Source organism: Pseudomonas sp. UBA3149 (assembly GCF_002364655.1).
Taxonomy (GTDB): domain Bacteria; phylum Pseudomonadota; class Gammaproteobacteria; order Pseudomonadales; family Pseudomonadaceae; genus Chryseomonas; species Chryseomonas luteola.
In genome coordinates this window covers 45,139-61,232 of the sequence record NZ_DEYV01000032.1, presented here as the reverse complement: position 1 = coordinate 61,232, position 16,094 = coordinate 45,139, and the positions used below count along the sequence as shown (strand labels likewise).

The 16,094-nt window shown below is 54.7% G+C and carries 12 protein-coding genes and 1 pseudogene; 5 read left to right on the top strand and 8 right to left on the bottom strand.

The features are described 5' to 3' along the window. Positions 1 to 5 precede the first annotated feature (5 nt). The 6 genes from B3729_RS19880 to B3729_RS19855 form a co-directional block, all read right to left on the bottom strand. Positions 6 to 1,388, bottom strand: a complete 1,383-nt coding sequence (locus B3729_RS19880) for an efflux transporter outer membrane subunit (protein WP_286788780.1) — start codon at positions 1,386 to 1,388, stop codon at positions 6 to 8. Next, positions 1,385 to 2,602, bottom strand: a complete 1,218-nt coding sequence (locus tag B3729_RS19875) for an HlyD family secretion protein (RefSeq protein WP_286788779.1) — start codon at positions 2,600 to 2,602, stop codon at positions 1,385 to 1,387. The genes B3729_RS19880 and B3729_RS19875 overlap by 4 nt, the downstream gene beginning before the upstream one ends. 6 nt (positions 2,603 to 2,608) lie before the next feature. Then, the gene (locus B3729_RS19870; protein WP_074824281.1) at positions 2,609 to 4,216 is read right to left on the bottom strand and encodes an MFS transporter; all 1,608 of its coding nucleotides are present in this window, start codon (positions 4,214 to 4,216) and stop codon (positions 2,609 to 2,611) included. Between the two features lie 250 nt (positions 4,217 to 4,466). Next, positions 4,467 to 4,922 carry a CBS domain-containing protein gene (locus B3729_RS19865; protein ID WP_010794683.1) on the bottom strand — a complete coding sequence of 152 codons (456 nt, stop codon included), beginning with the start codon at positions 4,920 to 4,922 and terminating at the stop codon, positions 4,467 to 4,469. Positions 4,923 to 5,042: 120 nt separating this feature from the next. Continuing rightward, on the bottom strand, positions 5,043 to 5,465 hold the full coding sequence (locus B3729_RS19860) for a GFA family protein (RefSeq protein WP_312124701.1): 423 nt from the start codon (positions 5,463 to 5,465) through the stop codon (positions 5,043 to 5,045). A 207-nt stretch (positions 5,466 to 5,672) separates the two neighbouring features. Beyond that, on the bottom strand, positions 5,673 to 6,134 hold the full coding sequence (locus B3729_RS19855; protein WP_286788778.1) for a multidrug/biocide efflux PACE transporter: 462 nt from the start codon (positions 6,132 to 6,134) through the stop codon (positions 5,673 to 5,675). Positions 6,135 to 6,222: 88 nt separating this feature from the next. Here B3729_RS19855 and B3729_RS19850 point away from each other — a divergent pair. The 4 genes and pseudogenes from B3729_RS19850 to B3729_RS19835 all read left to right on the top strand — a co-directional run bounded on the left by B3729_RS19850 (position 6,223) and on the right by B3729_RS19835 (position 11,233). Continuing rightward, positions 6,223 to 7,108: pseudogene (locus B3729_RS19850) on the top strand (LysR family transcriptional regulator). A 202-nt stretch (positions 7,109 to 7,310) separates the two neighbouring features. Beyond that, positions 7,311 to 7,496: a hypothetical protein gene (locus B3729_RS19845; protein ID WP_019367020.1), complete on the top strand. Its 186-nt coding sequence runs from the start codon at positions 7,311 to 7,313 to the stop codon at positions 7,494 to 7,496. Positions 7,497 to 7,871: 375 nt separating this feature from the next. Beyond that, positions 7,872 to 8,876 carry a DUF2167 domain-containing protein gene (locus B3729_RS19840; RefSeq protein WP_286788777.1) on the top strand — a complete coding sequence of 335 codons (1,005 nt, stop codon included), beginning with the start codon at positions 7,872 to 7,874 and terminating at the stop codon, positions 8,874 to 8,876. A gap of 1,166 nt (positions 8,877 to 10,042) precedes the next feature. Beyond that, complete coding sequence (locus B3729_RS19835; protein WP_286788776.1) at positions 10,043 to 11,233, top strand: sugar transporter; 1,191 nt, start codon at positions 10,043 to 10,045, stop codon at positions 11,231 to 11,233. Between the two features lie 45 nt (positions 11,234 to 11,278). Here the strand turns inward: B3729_RS19835 and B3729_RS19830 are convergent, their stop codons facing one another. Further along, positions 11,279 to 13,687, bottom strand: a complete 2,409-nt coding sequence (locus tag B3729_RS19830; protein ID WP_286788775.1) for a helicase-related protein — start codon at positions 13,685 to 13,687, stop codon at positions 11,279 to 11,281. Between the two features lie 316 nt (positions 13,688 to 14,003). On the opposite strand from B3729_RS19830, the gene B3729_RS19825 reads away from it, so the two are divergent. After that, positions 14,004 to 14,414 (top strand): septal ring lytic transglycosylase RlpA family protein, encoded by a 411-nt coding sequence (locus B3729_RS19825; protein ID WP_122042347.1) that lies wholly within the window; start codon positions 14,004 to 14,006, stop codon positions 14,412 to 14,414. A gap of 76 nt (positions 14,415 to 14,490) precedes the next feature. Here B3729_RS19825 and B3729_RS19820 read toward each other — a convergent pair whose 3' ends face one another. Beyond that, complete coding sequence (locus B3729_RS19820; protein WP_286788774.1) at positions 14,491 to 15,741, bottom strand: serine hydrolase domain-containing protein; 1,251 nt, start codon at positions 15,739 to 15,741, stop codon at positions 14,491 to 14,493. Positions 15,742 to 16,094: the final 353 nt, after the last annotated feature.

Sequence of the window (16,094 nt, the reverse complement as noted above, 5' to 3'; positions counted from 1 at the left end):
TACAGCTAATCCCGCGCAGGTGCCCAACCCCCTCCCAGCGCCTGGTAGAGCGAAATGACATTGTTCAGCTGGCTCTCGCGCACCTGTACAGCCGCCAGATCTAGATTGAAGAGGTTACGTTGGGCGTCGAGCTCATCAAGGTAGGAGGAGTAACCGCTGCGGTAACGATCCCGGGCGATTTCAAGCGAACGTGCCAGCGTGCGCCGGCGTGCCTGGATACGATCAATCTGTTCGGCATACAGCGTGACGCCTGACAAAGCATTTTCAACGTCGGCAAACGCATTCAACGCTGCGGCCCGATACGCATAAGCGGCCTGATTACGCTGAGCGGTAGCGATATTGACCTGGGCTTTCAGTCGACCCGCTGTGAAAATCGGAGCAAGGATGCTGGCGCCCAGGCTCCAGACCTTGACCGGATCGTAGTTCAGCGAATTGATGTAAAGCCGGCCGACGCTGCCGGACAGTTGTACCTGCGGAAGAAACTCATCACGTCGGGCCTCTAGGTTGAGGTCACTGGCAGCCAGCTGCTGTTCGGCACGTGCGACATCTGGCCGTCTGCGCAGCAACTCCGATGGCAATACACCGGGAACACGGGGCGGGTGTACGTCCTGAAAGTGCAGCCCACGGTCCACTGGGGCCGGCAGGGCGCCCGTCAGCATCTGAATGGCATTTTCCTGTCGGCGAATGGCCTGTTGAAGCTGCGGAATCATTTGCATGGCGGCCTCATATTCGGACTGGGCCTGCGTTAACTCCAGTTCTGACGTGTAACCCTCACCGGCGCGATCCTCTGCGACCTTGAGCGCTCCAAGGCGAGACTCGGCTGTCTCACGGGTAACCTGCAGCTGAGCATCCAGTGAGAGAAGGGTGATGTATGCCCGTGCGGTCGTGCTGGCTACGGTGAGAAGAACAGCATCCCGATCGGTCTGGCTGGCCTGATATTGGAGCCGTGCGGCCTGTTCGAGAGTACGCAGGCGCCCCCATACATCCAGCTCATACGCAATCTGTACCTGTGGCTGAGCCGAACGGGTATGGGTGATACCCAGCGTGCCGAGATTGCGGTTGGTTTGTGTGGCAACCGAGGCATTTACCGAAGGAAACAGGGCCGAGCGTGCCAGTGCAATCTGCTCGCGAGCCGCATCGACGCGGGAAATAGCGGCTAACACGTCAGTGTTGTGCTCAAGCGCGGTTTCTACCAGGCGAGTCAGCCGGGGATCGTTGAAGTTGTGCCACCAATCGCTTCGAACGGCACTTGCCGGCTCACTCGCTGCACGCCACTGCCTAGGAGGTTGTATGGCTGCTTCGGGCGGTAGCGGTTTCTTGGGTGGCACACAAGCGGCCAGGCTTACCGCCAGGGCCAACAGCAAAGGATGGAATCGAACGTCCCTCATGGTGTAGCGCTCCGTTGCGCTACAGGTCGTTCTGTCTGGCTGGTCGCTGGGGTCGCATCCGTATCAACATGGGTGACAACGGACATCCCTGGCCTTAGCCGCTGCGCCAAGGGCTGGTCAGGATCAATGGTGATCCGCACAGGGATGCGCTGTACCACCTTGGTGAAATTACCCGTGGCGTTGTCTGGGCGAAGAATGCTGAACTCCGAGCCGGTTGCAGGCGCCAGCCGTTCGACACGGCCGGTAAGCTCTGCGCCGTCCAAGGCATCAACGTTGAAGCGGACCGGCTGACCGATCGCCATGTTATGTGTCTGCGTTTCCTTATAGTTGGCTACCACCCAGACCAGATCCGGTACCAAGTAGAGGAGTTGCGAGCCTGCCGTCACGTACTGCCCGAGGCGTACGGATACCTCGCTGAGCTGTCCTTCCCGTGGCGCCTTGATCAAAGTGTTGTCGAGGTCGATCTGTGCCAGATGCAGCGCCGCTTCTGCCATCTTTACCTGAGCTTCCAGGCTTCCGCGTGACACGCGAGTCGCCTTTACGTTTTCCTCGGCAATATTGATGGCCGCTTGTGCCTGCTTGACCTGAGCGGCGGCGGCCCTGGCCGAGGCGCGTGTCTGATCACGCTCGCGCAGGGAAACCGAGCCTCGGGAGGCGAGTTCGTTGACACGACGCTCATCGGCTCGTGCGCGATCCAGTTCGGCCTGCGCCGACAGGAGTTCCGCCCGGCGCGACGCTAGCGTGGCCTGGTTGGAAGCCAAGGTTTGTATGGAGTTCGCAAGATCCGCCTGCCGAGCCGCCAGCTGTGCCTGGTTTTGCTCAACACGCTGGCGATAGATTCGGTCGTCGATCCGAACCAGCAGTTGCCCCTGCTTTACATGCTCGAAGTCCTGTACGAGTACCTCGGCGACATAACCATTCACCTGAGGGGCCATGACGGTAATCTGTCCCCGGACGTAGGCATTATTGGTTGTCACGATGCCACTGGTGAATGGCCACAGCTGCCACGCATAGAGGATCGTCAGGACGCCTGCCAGCGCTACCACCAGCATGATGATGACCGTCATCCGTGACGGCTTGATCACCTTGGGCGGCCCAGGGTTTGTCGCTCCGGCATCCGGTACGGAGGCTGCCTGTTCGGTTTGAGGCGGCGTTTTTTCAGCTTCGCTTGAGCCCTTGCGCTCGTCATCAGGTAATGGTTTTTCGTCGCTCATGTCGTCTCACGTAGCAGCGTTATTAGAGGAGTTGGCTTGTGCCCGTTCCGCCTTTCTTCGCCGATAGGACAGGCGCAGGGTATGGAACAGTGACCAGCTCAGAAAGGTGATCGATACGAAGCCGATCAGCCGAAATACATCGTTGAAGGCCAGCACATGTGCCTCTCGTGTGGCGGCCTGGCTGAGTTGGGAGGTGCCTAGCGCCTGTTGCAGGGTAGGGTCAGTCTGCACCGGGGCATAAACCTGACTTTGAAGCTGCAGGCGCTGCACCACCAGTGGGTCGGTACGGTTGACGTTCTCGATCAGGTGACTGGAATGGTATTTCTCTCGCACCGTCTCGAATGTTCCAAACAGAGCCGGGCCGGCCAATCCACCCAGGCTTTGCGTAAAGGAAAACAGCACGGTAAAGCTGACGATATAGGTCGGACCGTTCTGCAGGGCACGCAAAAAGCCGATCATCATCAGCGGACCCAGGAACATGCCGCTGGCAAAGGCCAGAATACCCTGGCTGACAAACAGGTCCTGCGGGCGTGTCTGGTTTGTCGAGTCGGTATCCATGAAGCTGGCTATACCGATCAATACAATCGAAACCAGAATCTGAGGGATCATCGTTTTCGGGCTGAACACCAGAGCACTGACGGCAATGCCCGCCACGATGCCAGCAAGAATCACTGCAAAAAGCGGCTGTAACTGATCGGCTGTAAGCCCCAGGGTTTGCAGCAGACCCACTGCTCCATAATTCTGTTCGGACAGGATAAAGCGCAGCATGATCGCCCCGAAGGCAAAGCGCAGCATCTCGGAGGTGCCAAGCCAGCGAGTCTGGAGCAGGGGATTGCGTCGATGGTGCTCAATGGCGACCGCAATGATGATCAATACCAGAGCGGCTGCCAATGAAAACCCCATCCAGGGCTGCGTCAGCCACCATTGAATGCGTCCCTGTGCCAGGACGGCGGCAATCATGGCAAGGGCAGGGCCGAGCAGGGCAAATGTCAGAAAGTCCAGTCGCTCGAACGCCTTGATGCGTATGCCTGGAGGTAGCTTGAGCAGGGTGATGGCGGCGAGTGAGCACAGCGCCATGCCGGCCTCGAAGATATACAGGCGATGCCACTCGCCCAGATCCCTGAGCGCGGGCGAGAGCAGCCAAGCCAGAGGCGTTGCCAGCTGGGAGATGCCAACGCCAATGACCAAACCTTTGCCTACCTGAGCCTTCCGAAACGCCTGGAGCATATACAGCGTACCCAGGGTTGTGATCGTCGCGCCAGCAAAGCCGCTGGCGGCTCGGACCAGCACCGCCATGGGAAAGTTGTTGGCAAACACATGGGCGATCGTGAATACGGCATACAGCGCCAGCCCGATCTCGGCAAAGCGGCGAAGCCCGTATTGCTGACGAAACTTCACGAGAATCAGGTTAGCTGACACGTTTACCATCAGAAAGGCTGCAGGCAGCCAGGCACCCTGGGTGGGCGTCAGACCCAGATCACCCTGGATATAAGGAAGGTTCACGCTGATCAGCGCATTACCGAGGCCGCCTGTCAGGCCCAGCAGCACGGACACCAGCGCGTAGGCAAGGCGTACCGGTGGGGCATGCAGTGGCGTAGCCGGAGAGCCCGGCATCGAGGGCCGCTCGTGCGGCTCCCAATTGGGCAGGGGTTCCAGATATTTATCGGGCACAGCAAATAGGCGCCTTATTGAATCCTTGAGAAGTGCCAGTCACTGTTTAATCAATGATGGCAATGGATTCGTCCATAAGGCGCCGCAACAGTTCAGCCTGACGGGCAAGGAAGTCGTGATTACAAAAAAGCCCAACCAGACTTTTAGTCAACGCAGGCCATGCTCAAACGCATGGCCTAGCTGCTCCCTCTGATCATCCGGCCAGTGATGTGGGATATTCACCACGGATGTATTGCTCCAGTTGCAGAATCAGCCCGTCCTGCTCGGCAATCGTTTCCTTCACGATATCGCCAATGGAGAGCAGACCGATCAGCTGATCATTGTCGATCACCGGTAAGTGGCGCAGATGGCGATCCGTCATGAGCGACATGCACTCACGAATGCTCTCCCGAGGCGTCACTGTGATCACAGCACGGGTCATGATTTCCCGAACAGCGGTTCCTATGGAGGAGCGGCCCTGTAATACGCCTTTGCGCGCATAGTCGCGCTCGCTAATGATACCGACCAGCTTACCGTCTTCGGTAACGGGCAGGGCACCCACATTTTTCTCGGCCATGACTTTAAGCGCATCAAGCACCGTAACGTTTGGGGTGATCGTAAACACACCCTGGCTTTGCTTGGCTCTAAGGATATCCGCTACCGTCTTCATATCATTCCTCCCTTGCTGGCAAATCAATAGGACGAAAATAACCCGACCTGTCCGGCCGTCACCAAACAACGTAATCCATGGGTACGATTAAAATTTTCAAGCACGAGCATGGCCTATGCCTTACTCGGAGCCGAACTGCACAATCAGTTCTTCTCCAGTCAGGGTGCGGGTATCGTTGGCAAAGCAGTAGAAAGCTGGTTTTTCTTCTATGAAAACCTGCAGCGCAAATGTCCAGTCATCCGGGTCATCAAACAACCCAACCGGGACGGCATGAAAGTCGCCGTGTTTTAACCGGTAAAACAGGTGAGTACCACATCGGCGACAAAAGCCTCGCTCAGCCCACTCTGATGACTCGTAGACGTGAACATGCTCCTCTCCTGTCAATTGGGGAGGGAGCGTGCTTTCGACAACCATCAGTGGACCGCCGCCCCATCGCCGACATATCGAGCAATGACAAGCGCTGACAGATGTTTTTTCCAGACCGACAGTTACGTGCACCGCGCTGCACAAGCAGCGTCCTTGTCTCTCGACCCGAGCAGCCATAGCCATCCCGCCTTTCGCTGAGTGGAATGAAAAGCGTAGTCGAAAATCGGCGATTAAAAGGAAAAAAGAGGGTAGGGCGACGTTTTGTCTCTATTGGGGGCTTTTCAACGTAGAGTCGTCAGCAGGCTCACTTTAAGCCCTGCCAAGAGCGAAAGGCAGCCTGACTCATTCACCATGAGGCGTGGCGCCTTTCTATTAGTCGGTTCATCACTTTTCATACGCTGCGCCAATGCCCTGACGACGTATATAACGGGCCCGAAGCGTATCGTAAATCCAGTTGAAGCATACCGAATAAGGCAGGAAAAACAGGATCAGTCCGATATCGAGCACTAGCGCCTGGAGCAGGCTGATCGAAAGCCACCACGCTGCCAACGGAACCAGCAAGACCACTAGGCCAGCCTCAAAAAGACAGCCGTGAAGCAGGCGGACGGCAAAGCTGCGTTTGAATCCCAACCGGTTTTGCGCACGGTCAAACAAGAAGTTGAAGATCATGTTCCACAACATGGCTATGGTCGAAAACATGAGCGTCAACACGCCAATCTGTGCCATGGGTTTGCCCATAGCCCAGGCGATCACAGGCGCACAGAGGCCCAGGGCAATCAGCTCGAAGGCCAGCGCATGACCTGCCCGCTCCCAGAAACTGCGATCAGTTGATGAAGTAGAAGACATTGGAAAACTCGCTTAGGGATGACTGCAATGGTCTATTATCATCGGTTTAACCAATAACCAAAAATTAGCTGGTATCGCTTATACCGATATGAACCTTTCAATAGAAGCGCTCGAATCGTTTGTTCATGCTGCATCCAGTGGCTCGTTCAGCGCAGCGGCGAGGGGGCTCGGTAAAAGCCAGTCGACCATTAGTGAAACCATTGCCCGCATTGAAATAGAACTGGATGTTGAGCTCTTTGTTCGTGGCGCTCGCCAGCTGACATTGACCGAGCCTGGGCGTAGCTTGTTGGGATATGCGCTGGAGACGCTATCGGCGATAGACCGATTGAAACGTCACGCGGCTACCTTGGGCCGCGGGCAGGAAGCCAAGCTGACACTGGTACTGTCAGATACCTACCAGCAGAGCCAATATGAAGCGCGTCTTCACGAATTGGACCAGCGCTATCCTGATCTGGAGTTCGAGTGCTTTTTTGCCGAACAGGCCGATGTGCTGGATCTGATCAATCAAGGCCGCTGCCAACCTGGGGCTATTGGCCGCTCAACCGGAATACGGGCCGGATATTGCGCATTCCCGGCTGCCTTACTATTCCTCCTTTGGTCTTTTTGTCAGCCAAGGTCATGCCCTTTCCCAGAAAGCGGTAGTTGAACCTCAGGACCTTGCTCACTACCGCATGCTGCGTCTGAGCAGCGTTGTCAGCAGTGATCTGGACGATTCGACCCTGCCTGTACACAGTACGCGATGCTGGTCGACTCCAGACTACCTGCTGTTGCTGGAAATGGCGGCGTTGGGCTTTGGGTGGGCCGCGTTACCCAAGGGGTTGGTCGAGTCCCATGCACAGGGGCGGGTGCATGAGTTGGTCATGAATGGCTGGCCCAAGCAGGTATCGGTGGATGTGGTGTGGTCGCGTAAACAGCCGCTTGGTCCTGCTGCAGCCTGGCTGCTTGAGCGTCTTACACAAACGAATAGATCTTGAAGGATGCGTACTACTCAGGCAGCCGCAAAGAGGAGGAGCATCCAGTAAATCAATCAAAAGAATACAGTGGATCGTAACCTGCCAGTTATCGGCAGAGGGTTCGCTCATCGGCTAAACGAGAACTGTTTGAGGGATGTAATGGACAGAGTAAGTAAGCCGGCTTACGAACCATCCCATTTATAGCCTTCATGAGGGAAAGCCCATGAGCGATCTTGAACTCACTGCACAAATCATCCGCTCGCTGATGAAAGAGCTGCGGGCAGCACGTGATCATGACAGTCAGCAACTGATTGTCAGGCAGTTGCATCGTTTGACCGATCATCTGACTACTGAGAATCGTTATGAAATCAGTCGAATCCTGGCCAAGTCAGAGGCTTACGCCGCTTAACCGCACTGTACCGTTTTGTCAGTCGCTTTGTTCGCGCTGAACATGAGTGTCGCTAGCACAACACCACGAGGGTGTGCCTGTCCCCAGGCGGGACGGCCACCTCTCAGCTAGGTACATTTCAGGACCAATCTGGCTGCGCGGTATGGCTCCAGTTCATCAACTCATGACGCATCGTCCAGTCCGGCTTTTAATCGTGCTGGCCCAACCTCTGCTCTTCCAATCGTCTGAGCCTTGAAGCGGTTGTGTCAACCTGCAGCTATCGGCAAGGTTGTGTTTAACCACATGTATCAAAAAATTTCGTTGCGCCGCAGCGTCTTTGTAGGGCTGATGATATGATTGCGTCTGGATAGCACAACATATCTTCATGGAGCTTTTATGCCGATCAAGGAACTGATCCTGGCCAGCCTCTTGGCTGTGGCCGTTATTCCCGCCGCTTATTCCGCCAACCCACAGCCCGAACCCGTTAGCGCCACGTCTGCCGCGTCGAACGCTCAAGAGATGACAGTGGACCGGTTCCTCAAGTCATTGAACTTCAAGACGGGCAAGATCGTTCTCAATGACAATCTTGCAACGCTTGATCTGCCTAAAGAATTTGTCTTTCTGAACAGCAAGGACGCCGAACGTGTACTGGAAGCCTGGGGCAATCCTCCCAGCCAGAACCCGCCCATGGGGATGGTGATGCCTGCCGGCATTTCGCCCTTCGAGCGCGAGTCATGGGGCATGACAGTCTATTACGAAAAAAGCGGCTACGTATCTGATGAGGATGCGGCTGACATCGACTATGCCGACCTGCTGAAGGACATGCAGCAGGATGTTCGCGATGGCAACAAGGCGCGTCAAGAACAAGGTTATGAGCCGCTTGAGCTGGTAGGCTGGGCTGCTGCGCCGCGTTACGACAAGGAAGGCAAAAAGCTCTATTGGGCTCAAGAGCTCAAGCTGGGCAATGATTCCGAGCATGGCCTCAACTACGATATCCGTGTACTGGGCCGTAAAGGCGTATTGGTGCTGAGTTTCATTGCTGGGATGGATCAGCTACCTCAAATCCAGAAAAGCGCGCCTGCTGTCCTGGCAATGACCAATTTCAATGACGGTAACCGTTACGCCGATTTCAATCCTGACATCGACAAGGTGGCAGCTTATGGCATAGGCGCACTGATTGCAGGCAAGGCGGCGGCCAAGTTGGGAATTCTGGCTGGAGCGCTATTACTGTTCAAGAAGCTATGGATGCTACCCATGCTTCTGATTGGTTGGGTATTCAACCGGTTTCGGGGTAAGAAAAAGAGCGAGCCCGTAGCGCCGACTCCGGTCATGAATGAACCTGAGACGCCAGCCAGGACTGTCATGGACATGAACAGCTCCGAGATAGACGACAAGAAGTAACGCTTAACCTATCCGCCGGATCGGATTCCTGGTCTGGCTGTAGCGTGGCTGGCCATCAAGCAGTCAACGCAATTTCCCTGAATCTATTGAATGACCTACCAGCCAGCAGAACATCCTGCTGGCTGAGTATCGCCGCGCATGCAGTCCGGTGAGTCAATGAAAACAAGAAACGTTGCGCCCTGTTTAATGGTCACTTTGTTCTGCTTGATAGGTTGCACCCATACCTTTGAAGCAAAAGGTAAGACGCAGGTCTATGAAGAGGTTTTCCGACAGACTTTGATAATGCGCATAAAAATCGGCTAAGGACAGGCCCTGCTACCATCCTGTTCGGGCCAACGCCCTGGTGGTACACCTCCATAAGATTGACGGCTGGGACTTTTCGCTCAGCGCGAAGGTGTACCGTTATGCCTATCTCGGTCAGTCATTCACCGTGTCTGGAGAAGAGAGCACGTTACCTTACAATTTGAAGGTGAGTTAGACGCGCCATAACACCCATCTTTTCGAACAGGAAGACCAGGTAGGCTGTACCACTTCAGGCATCTGCTCCCATGAGGTCACTCTACTAGAATGTAAATCCGGCAAATCCCATTCAAGCGGAAGCAAGGGCTATCACAGGCATGAAGATGATGAGCGTTGCGATAAAAAGAGCCGTTACGAAGCAGGCTTTTATTCCAACTGTCCAGGCATAAGGACCGATTTAAATCGGTATAAGACATCCAACTATACCGTTACGGTCGACTTTATGGATTCGAAGAGACCACAAATAAAGCTAGGCCAGTTCACTGGCGAAACGCAGTATATGGCGGACTCTATCGAAACCCTGTGTGAAGGCCACTGCTTCTTGTAGCAAGACAGCCCTGCATTAGAGCGTGTCCGCTAATAAGCTATCGTGAGAACTACATTGAGCCGATGAATCAGGTCTTTTGGAACGCCTGATGATATTGTGGGTCGATGTTACTAAGCGTATCATTTGTGTTACTTAGTTTCCCATCTAAGCTCTGTAGTTCTTCCTGAATAACATATACGCCATACGCGGCCAGTGATGCTGCGGGTTGGTGTGTTGTCGTTTCGGGTCTAGTGGCATTGGATGGCTAAGCTTCAGGCAGGCAGTTCCTAAACTGCCGGACCAAGACTCATCCTGTAAACCAGAAGACTAGATAGTGCTGATGAATACCTCTGTTGATTCACGCGGCGGTGCCTGGCTTGGCGTAATTGCGCTGGCGCTGGCAGCCTTTATCTTCAATACCACTGAATTCGTACCGGTGGCGCTGCTCAGTGACATCGGCAAAACCTTCGAGATGTCGCCAGCTCAGGTGGGCATCATGCTGACCATCTATGCCTGGGTCGTGGCGCTCATTTCGCTCCCCATGATGCTGTTCACGCGTAATATCGAGCGGCGGCGGCTGCTGATTCTGGTCTTTGCGGTATTCGTCGCCAGTCATATCCTGTCGGGCTTCGCCTGGAGCTTTACCGTATTGATTGTGAGCCGTATCGGCATCGCCATTGCACATGCGATCTTCTGGTCTATCACGGCATCATTGGCTGTACGTATCGCCCCTGAAGGCAAGCAGACGCAGGCCTTGAGCCTATTGGCGACCGGTACGTGTCTTGCCATGGTCCTGGGTATTCCGCTAGGGCGGGTGTTGGGAGAAACGTTGGGATGGCGGGCAACTTTCGTGGCGATTGCGGTCTTTGCTACCGGTATAGTGATCTGGCTGGCCAGGACATTGCCGTTGCTGCCAAGCCATAACTCCGGTTCCCTGAGCAGCTTGCCCGTGCTCTTCAAGCGGCCTGCCCTGGTCTGTATCTATATCCTGACAGTGCTCGTGGTAACGGCCCATTTCACAGGTTATAGCTACATTGAGCCCTTCGCTCAGGAGATCGCCCATCTGAGTGGAAACATGACAACGGTTCTGCTGCTCCTGTTTGGTGGCGCTGGTGTCATAGGCTCCGTCCTGTTCAGCCGGTACAGCATCATGTATCCTAACGGCTTTCTGATCTCGGCTATCGCGGGTATCACCATTTCCCTGCTGGTACTGCTGCCGTTCGCCCAGCATGCCTATCTCCTGGGCGGATTGAGTGTTGTCTGGGGCGTTGCCATCATGTGTTTTGGTCTTGCCTTGCAGGCCAAAGTGCTGGCGTTGGCCAAGGATGCCACCGATGTGGCGATGGCTCTGTTCTCAGGTATCTACAATATTGGGATCGGCGGAGGGGCCTTGATGGGAAGTGTCGTAGGGACACAACTCGGGCTCACCCAAATCGGTGTTGTAGGCGGTCTGCTGGCATTTGCCGGTTTGGCGTTCTGCTACATCATGACACTCAAGTTTTCCAAGCAGCTCAACGCCAATCCGCTATAAACAAGTGATGTGCCGAGGTGCCTGCTGGCTCTCGGCACATCACTGCTAACGGCCACGCGCCGAGCGAGACGCGCGTCTTCCTTCTGCTTCTCCCTGCTTTTCACGTCCGCTCTGATTCCCTCGTCCCAGGCTTGAACGACGAGGGCGTTTGCGCCTGGAAAGCTCACGTGTAATGGCTTCGTTCAGCAAGGTGCGGTGCTCTTCACCACGCTCGATGTCCGGGAAATATTCCGGCAATGTACGTGCAAGGTGCAGGTAGGTCTCCACGATATGCAGCGAGCTTTCCAGCGTTGCAAGATCTGATTCGAGAATCAGGCGTGGCAGCTCAATGACCTTTTCTTGGGCAACCTTTTTCAACCAGTGTTGTGCAAAGCTGCTGGCAGGGCTTTCCAGGCCTCCCCGAATAGGAGTGCAGGCGAAAATCCAGCGTAGCCAGAGGGGAATGCGTGGATCATCGATTGCCTTGATCCAGTCAGCCAGCTCATCGGGCAATACAGATACAAACGCATCGCCATAATTGATGTTTCGGTTGAACGTCAGCCACGCTCTGAGCAGGCTGGGTTCATTCATCAGCTCGGAAATGGCTTTCAGGTGATTGATAGAAGGCCGCACCTGAAACTGAGACAAGTCTACTGGCTTGTCGGGACTGTTGAACAACCGTTTGATGGACTTGAGTACGTGTGGCTCCAAGGCAGTGATAACGCCTTCGTCATGATGGCCAAAGCGTCCGGCGCGCCCGCCAATCTGCTTGACCTCCTGTACGTTGAGCTGCCGCACCTGAATGCCGTCAAACTTTTCATCCGTGTAAAAGCACAGGGTATGGGCCGGTAGGTTAAGGCCCATGCCCACCGCATCGGTTGCTACCATGATGTCTGCTTCACCTTCGCGAAACCGGCGTGCCTGTTCGCGCCGTACCTCTGGAGACAAGGCACCGTAAACCACCGAAACCGTTTTGCCTGTCATCTCCAGCATTGCCTTGAGATCCAGCACCGTACGACGGCTGAAAGCCACCAGCATCGATCCGGGCTCCAGGTTCTTCAGGCTGGTGGAGTGTCTCGAAACCTCGACAGGGGAGAGCCGCTTGGTGCGCTTGATGATCAGGCGGTCTTCGCACAAGTCGCATAGCGTTTTCAGTGACGGCTCGATCAGCGGCGGTCCAGTCATGATCAACTCAGGCGTATAGGCGCTGACGAGCGCGTCTACCCAGGCCCAGCCTCGCTGTGAGTCGGCCATCATCTGCACTTCATCCACCACGACCACATCCCAGCGCTTCTGGCGAAAGCGTGCAAACTCCTCAACCGTGCAGCAAAAATGCGTCGCACCTTCCCGGATAATTTCTTCTTCACCGGTTACAAGCGAGCAAGGAATGCCCATGGACTCGATGCGCTCCTGATTTTCCAGGGCCATCAGGCGCAGCGGTGAAAGGTAGATACCGTGGGTAACCGAAGTCATCGCTTCTATGGACTGGTGCGTTTTGCCACTGTTGGTAGGGCCGAGTAGGGCAATCCACTTACGCGTTAATTGGCGAGCCGGATACAGCTTGTGATAATGCAAAAAGCGAGGATCGTTCTGCAGGAGCGTAGCGAAGGCCATTTTCTCCTTGTAGTTGCGCAACGTGTTGCGAATCGTCTTGCGCAGCCGCCCAGTATCCTGCATGAACAGCTCTGTCAGTCGATGTTGACCCAGTTGCAGCAGGTCGAAGTCGCCAGCTTCTTCAAGGACCATATTGAACTTGGCCAGAACTTCCTGCCGGTCTTCATCCTTCAGGGTCAGGACCTCTTCCTCGCTGAGAATATGGCCTTGGTTTGCCGGTATCCGGCGCTGTATATCCAATGCCAGATCGCCGTGGCGCAACTCAACTACAAAGCGCAGCTCATGGCGAACCTCATTAATGATCTCGACCGCATGTTCCAGAAAGTCATCAATACGTGAAAGCTCCGGCCGTAGCCGCTCAAGCACTTCTAGTCGATCGTCTTCGCTCATTTCCCTGAACGGGCGCTCCAGGATGCGTAGCCGCTCCTGCACATAATGCTCCATAGCTTGCCGAGTCTGATCCTCGAATGCCTCATGAGAATCACTGTCTTCCAGGCGTAACGTCCACTCTGGCTCGATCAAGAGCTGTACTGAGCCCAACGAGACGATCTTTTCAGCGCCAAAAATATCAATAAGGCACCTATAGTCGCTGCTGTCGCGTAACAAGATACGCCCTAGCAACCGCTCTGGATCAGGCTCATCCATAGTCGCCTCGATGGTGCCGGCATCTAGCCCTAACCAGAAACCCTTAGCGGCACGACCCAGGTTGGGAATGGCATACCCGATATAGGGCTTATACCACTCTTCCTGATGATGCTTCTTGGGGGTGAAATCGGGATACCGCCCGGTTGCCCACTCAATAAACCGCTTGAGACGTTCAAGGCGGAGCGCTTTACGCTGTCTATAGTCACCTTTAGGCATTGCAGGGACTTCCCGAAAATCAGTGAGTTATGACGTTAGGACAAGATTGTGCGGTCTTTGGTCGTTTCATGCGACTGATGGAGGGCTGAGGAAGAGAGCAAGCAACTGAGCAGCTCATCACAAATGTGATGTTAGGGTGCCATCTTCAAGAACGGCTCAACTATCGCTGCACTCAAACCTTTGTATGCAGTAAGACCTGATCCAGCCAGTGCTTTTGCTTTCCAAAAACTAAGGGTTGCCTGAATAGATGCACGCCGCGATTGGATAACCAGGCGCAGCATTTACAGGCAGACCAATAATAAAGAAGGGTTCAAGCATGCTTATCGATTCAAAACGTTTGCTGCTGTTCTTCTGTCTGCTAGTGGGTTGCGTGGCCTGCCAGGATAAAAAAGCGGAGGCCGTTCCAATCAAGGAGGCGAAGCAAGCGCCCAAGCCATTCGAACAGAAGGGCAAAGCTTCATACTACTCCCAGAAGTTTCATGGCAGAGAAACGGCCAGCGGTGAGACATTCAATAACAACACGCTGGTCGCTGCCCATAAAACGCTTCCTTTGGGCTCCAAAGTACGTGTCACCAACCTGGAAAACAACAAACAGGTGGTGGTGCGGATTACCGACCGGGGCCCCTTTATTCGTGGCCGCATTATCGACTTGTCTCGCGCTGCGGCTAAGCGGGTCGATCTTGTAGAAGACGGCACAGGGCCAGTCAAGATCGAGCGAATTGATTAAAACTCAGAGGTGTAGGACCTAGGGCATTTGCTCAAAGAAAGCCTTAAGCAAACGCCCTCAAAACTGTATTCAAATGTCAGCGCAGCGCTTTAATTGCAGCGCCCAAGAATGCATAGGTCTCCATTTCCTGCTTATCCATTTCGGGTTTAGGCCAAGCGCTCCACACCACGGCAACGACACCTTCCTTACGGTTGATATACAAGAACTGCCCAAAGATCCCTTGTGCCTCGAACGCTCCGCCCTCATGGCCGGGCAGGGCGTGGGTGCCTACAGGGAATGTCCACCATTGATAACCATAACCCAAGGGATACTCGCCCTCGTATAGCTTTCCGGGAGCCAGATAGGATGCTGGGTCTACACGAGTCGCCTGATCAATCCAGCCCGCCGGCAGGATACGCTCACCGTTGATCACACCATCATTGAGAATGAATTGCCCAAAACGACCATAATCCCTCAAGGTAGCCGAGAAGCCGCTGCTGCCGATTTCCTGGCCTGCTCTCGCGTCGAGCTGCCAAAAGGCGTCGCGCTCCATACCCATACGTGCCCAGATACGCTCGGAGAGATAGTCACTCGTAGTCATGCCCGTTACGGCATGAACCAACTCACTCTGAAGGTGCGACTCACCGGTGCTGTACTTGAAGGCTGTACCGGGCGCCGAGGCACGCTTGAGTCCTGACAATTGCTTTAACAATTCGCCGGGCTTATTAGCGAGCTGAAGCTCAAACATTCGACGCCGATCCGACGTGGGATCACGATAGGTTTCGTTCCAGGCAGCCCCTGAACTCATCTGCAATACCTGCTCTATCGTCACGTTGTCATAGGCGCCACCCGATAGTTGTGGCAGATAACGTGCAATAGGCTCCTTCACACTCTTGATTCGCCCCTGTTGTACCGCCGCTCCAACAAGGGAAGAGGAGATGGATTTCACTACGCTGAATGACGTCCAGCGCGTCTCTTCTGTATTTCCCAGGCCGTACCGCTCAAGAGCGATTCTGCCGTTCTTGATGATCAACAACCCACCCACGTGATTGCGTTGCATGAACTCATCAACACCCAGCGTGCCATCATCCGTTTGGTAGTGCACATTGATCTCGTGCTGGCGTGGCAGCGGATAAACTGCCGGACCGCGGTGTACCTCACGCGTGAAGAAGAGCTGATCCATATGCCGATACGTTCCGGGCTGGTAAGCCGGCGGTAAATCATAAAGATCTTGAGCGCGCCCGATTAGTTCGTGTTTGGACGTTTGGGTATCGGCCTGTGGCGTAGAGCAGCCCGCCATAAAAAGGGCAAGAAGGGAGAGGGCGGCAGTCTTTGGAATAATTGTCATGACTAGTCTCGCAGTGGCTATGGAGTAGGCCCGCGTAAAGCGCAGCGGTAACGGCTGACTGCTAAGAGCTGACTACAAGCGGGACGGTTCCTGAGAAGGTGTGACAAATACCGTAGGATGGGTTGAGCGGAGCGATATCCATCCCTTGTTAAGTAGGACCATCCTCACTTAATTGATTAAGTGAAATTTAGATGCGCTGCAGAATGATTGCCGAGGGACATGCCGCTCGGATCTAATAAGCTAGTCCCGTATAGGGAAACTAAAAGCAACAGAAGAAGGCTTAATGATTAGTTTTTATAAAAAGCCCCGCAATAGGCGGGGCTTTTATTGGCTTGCTTCTAACACCTATACCG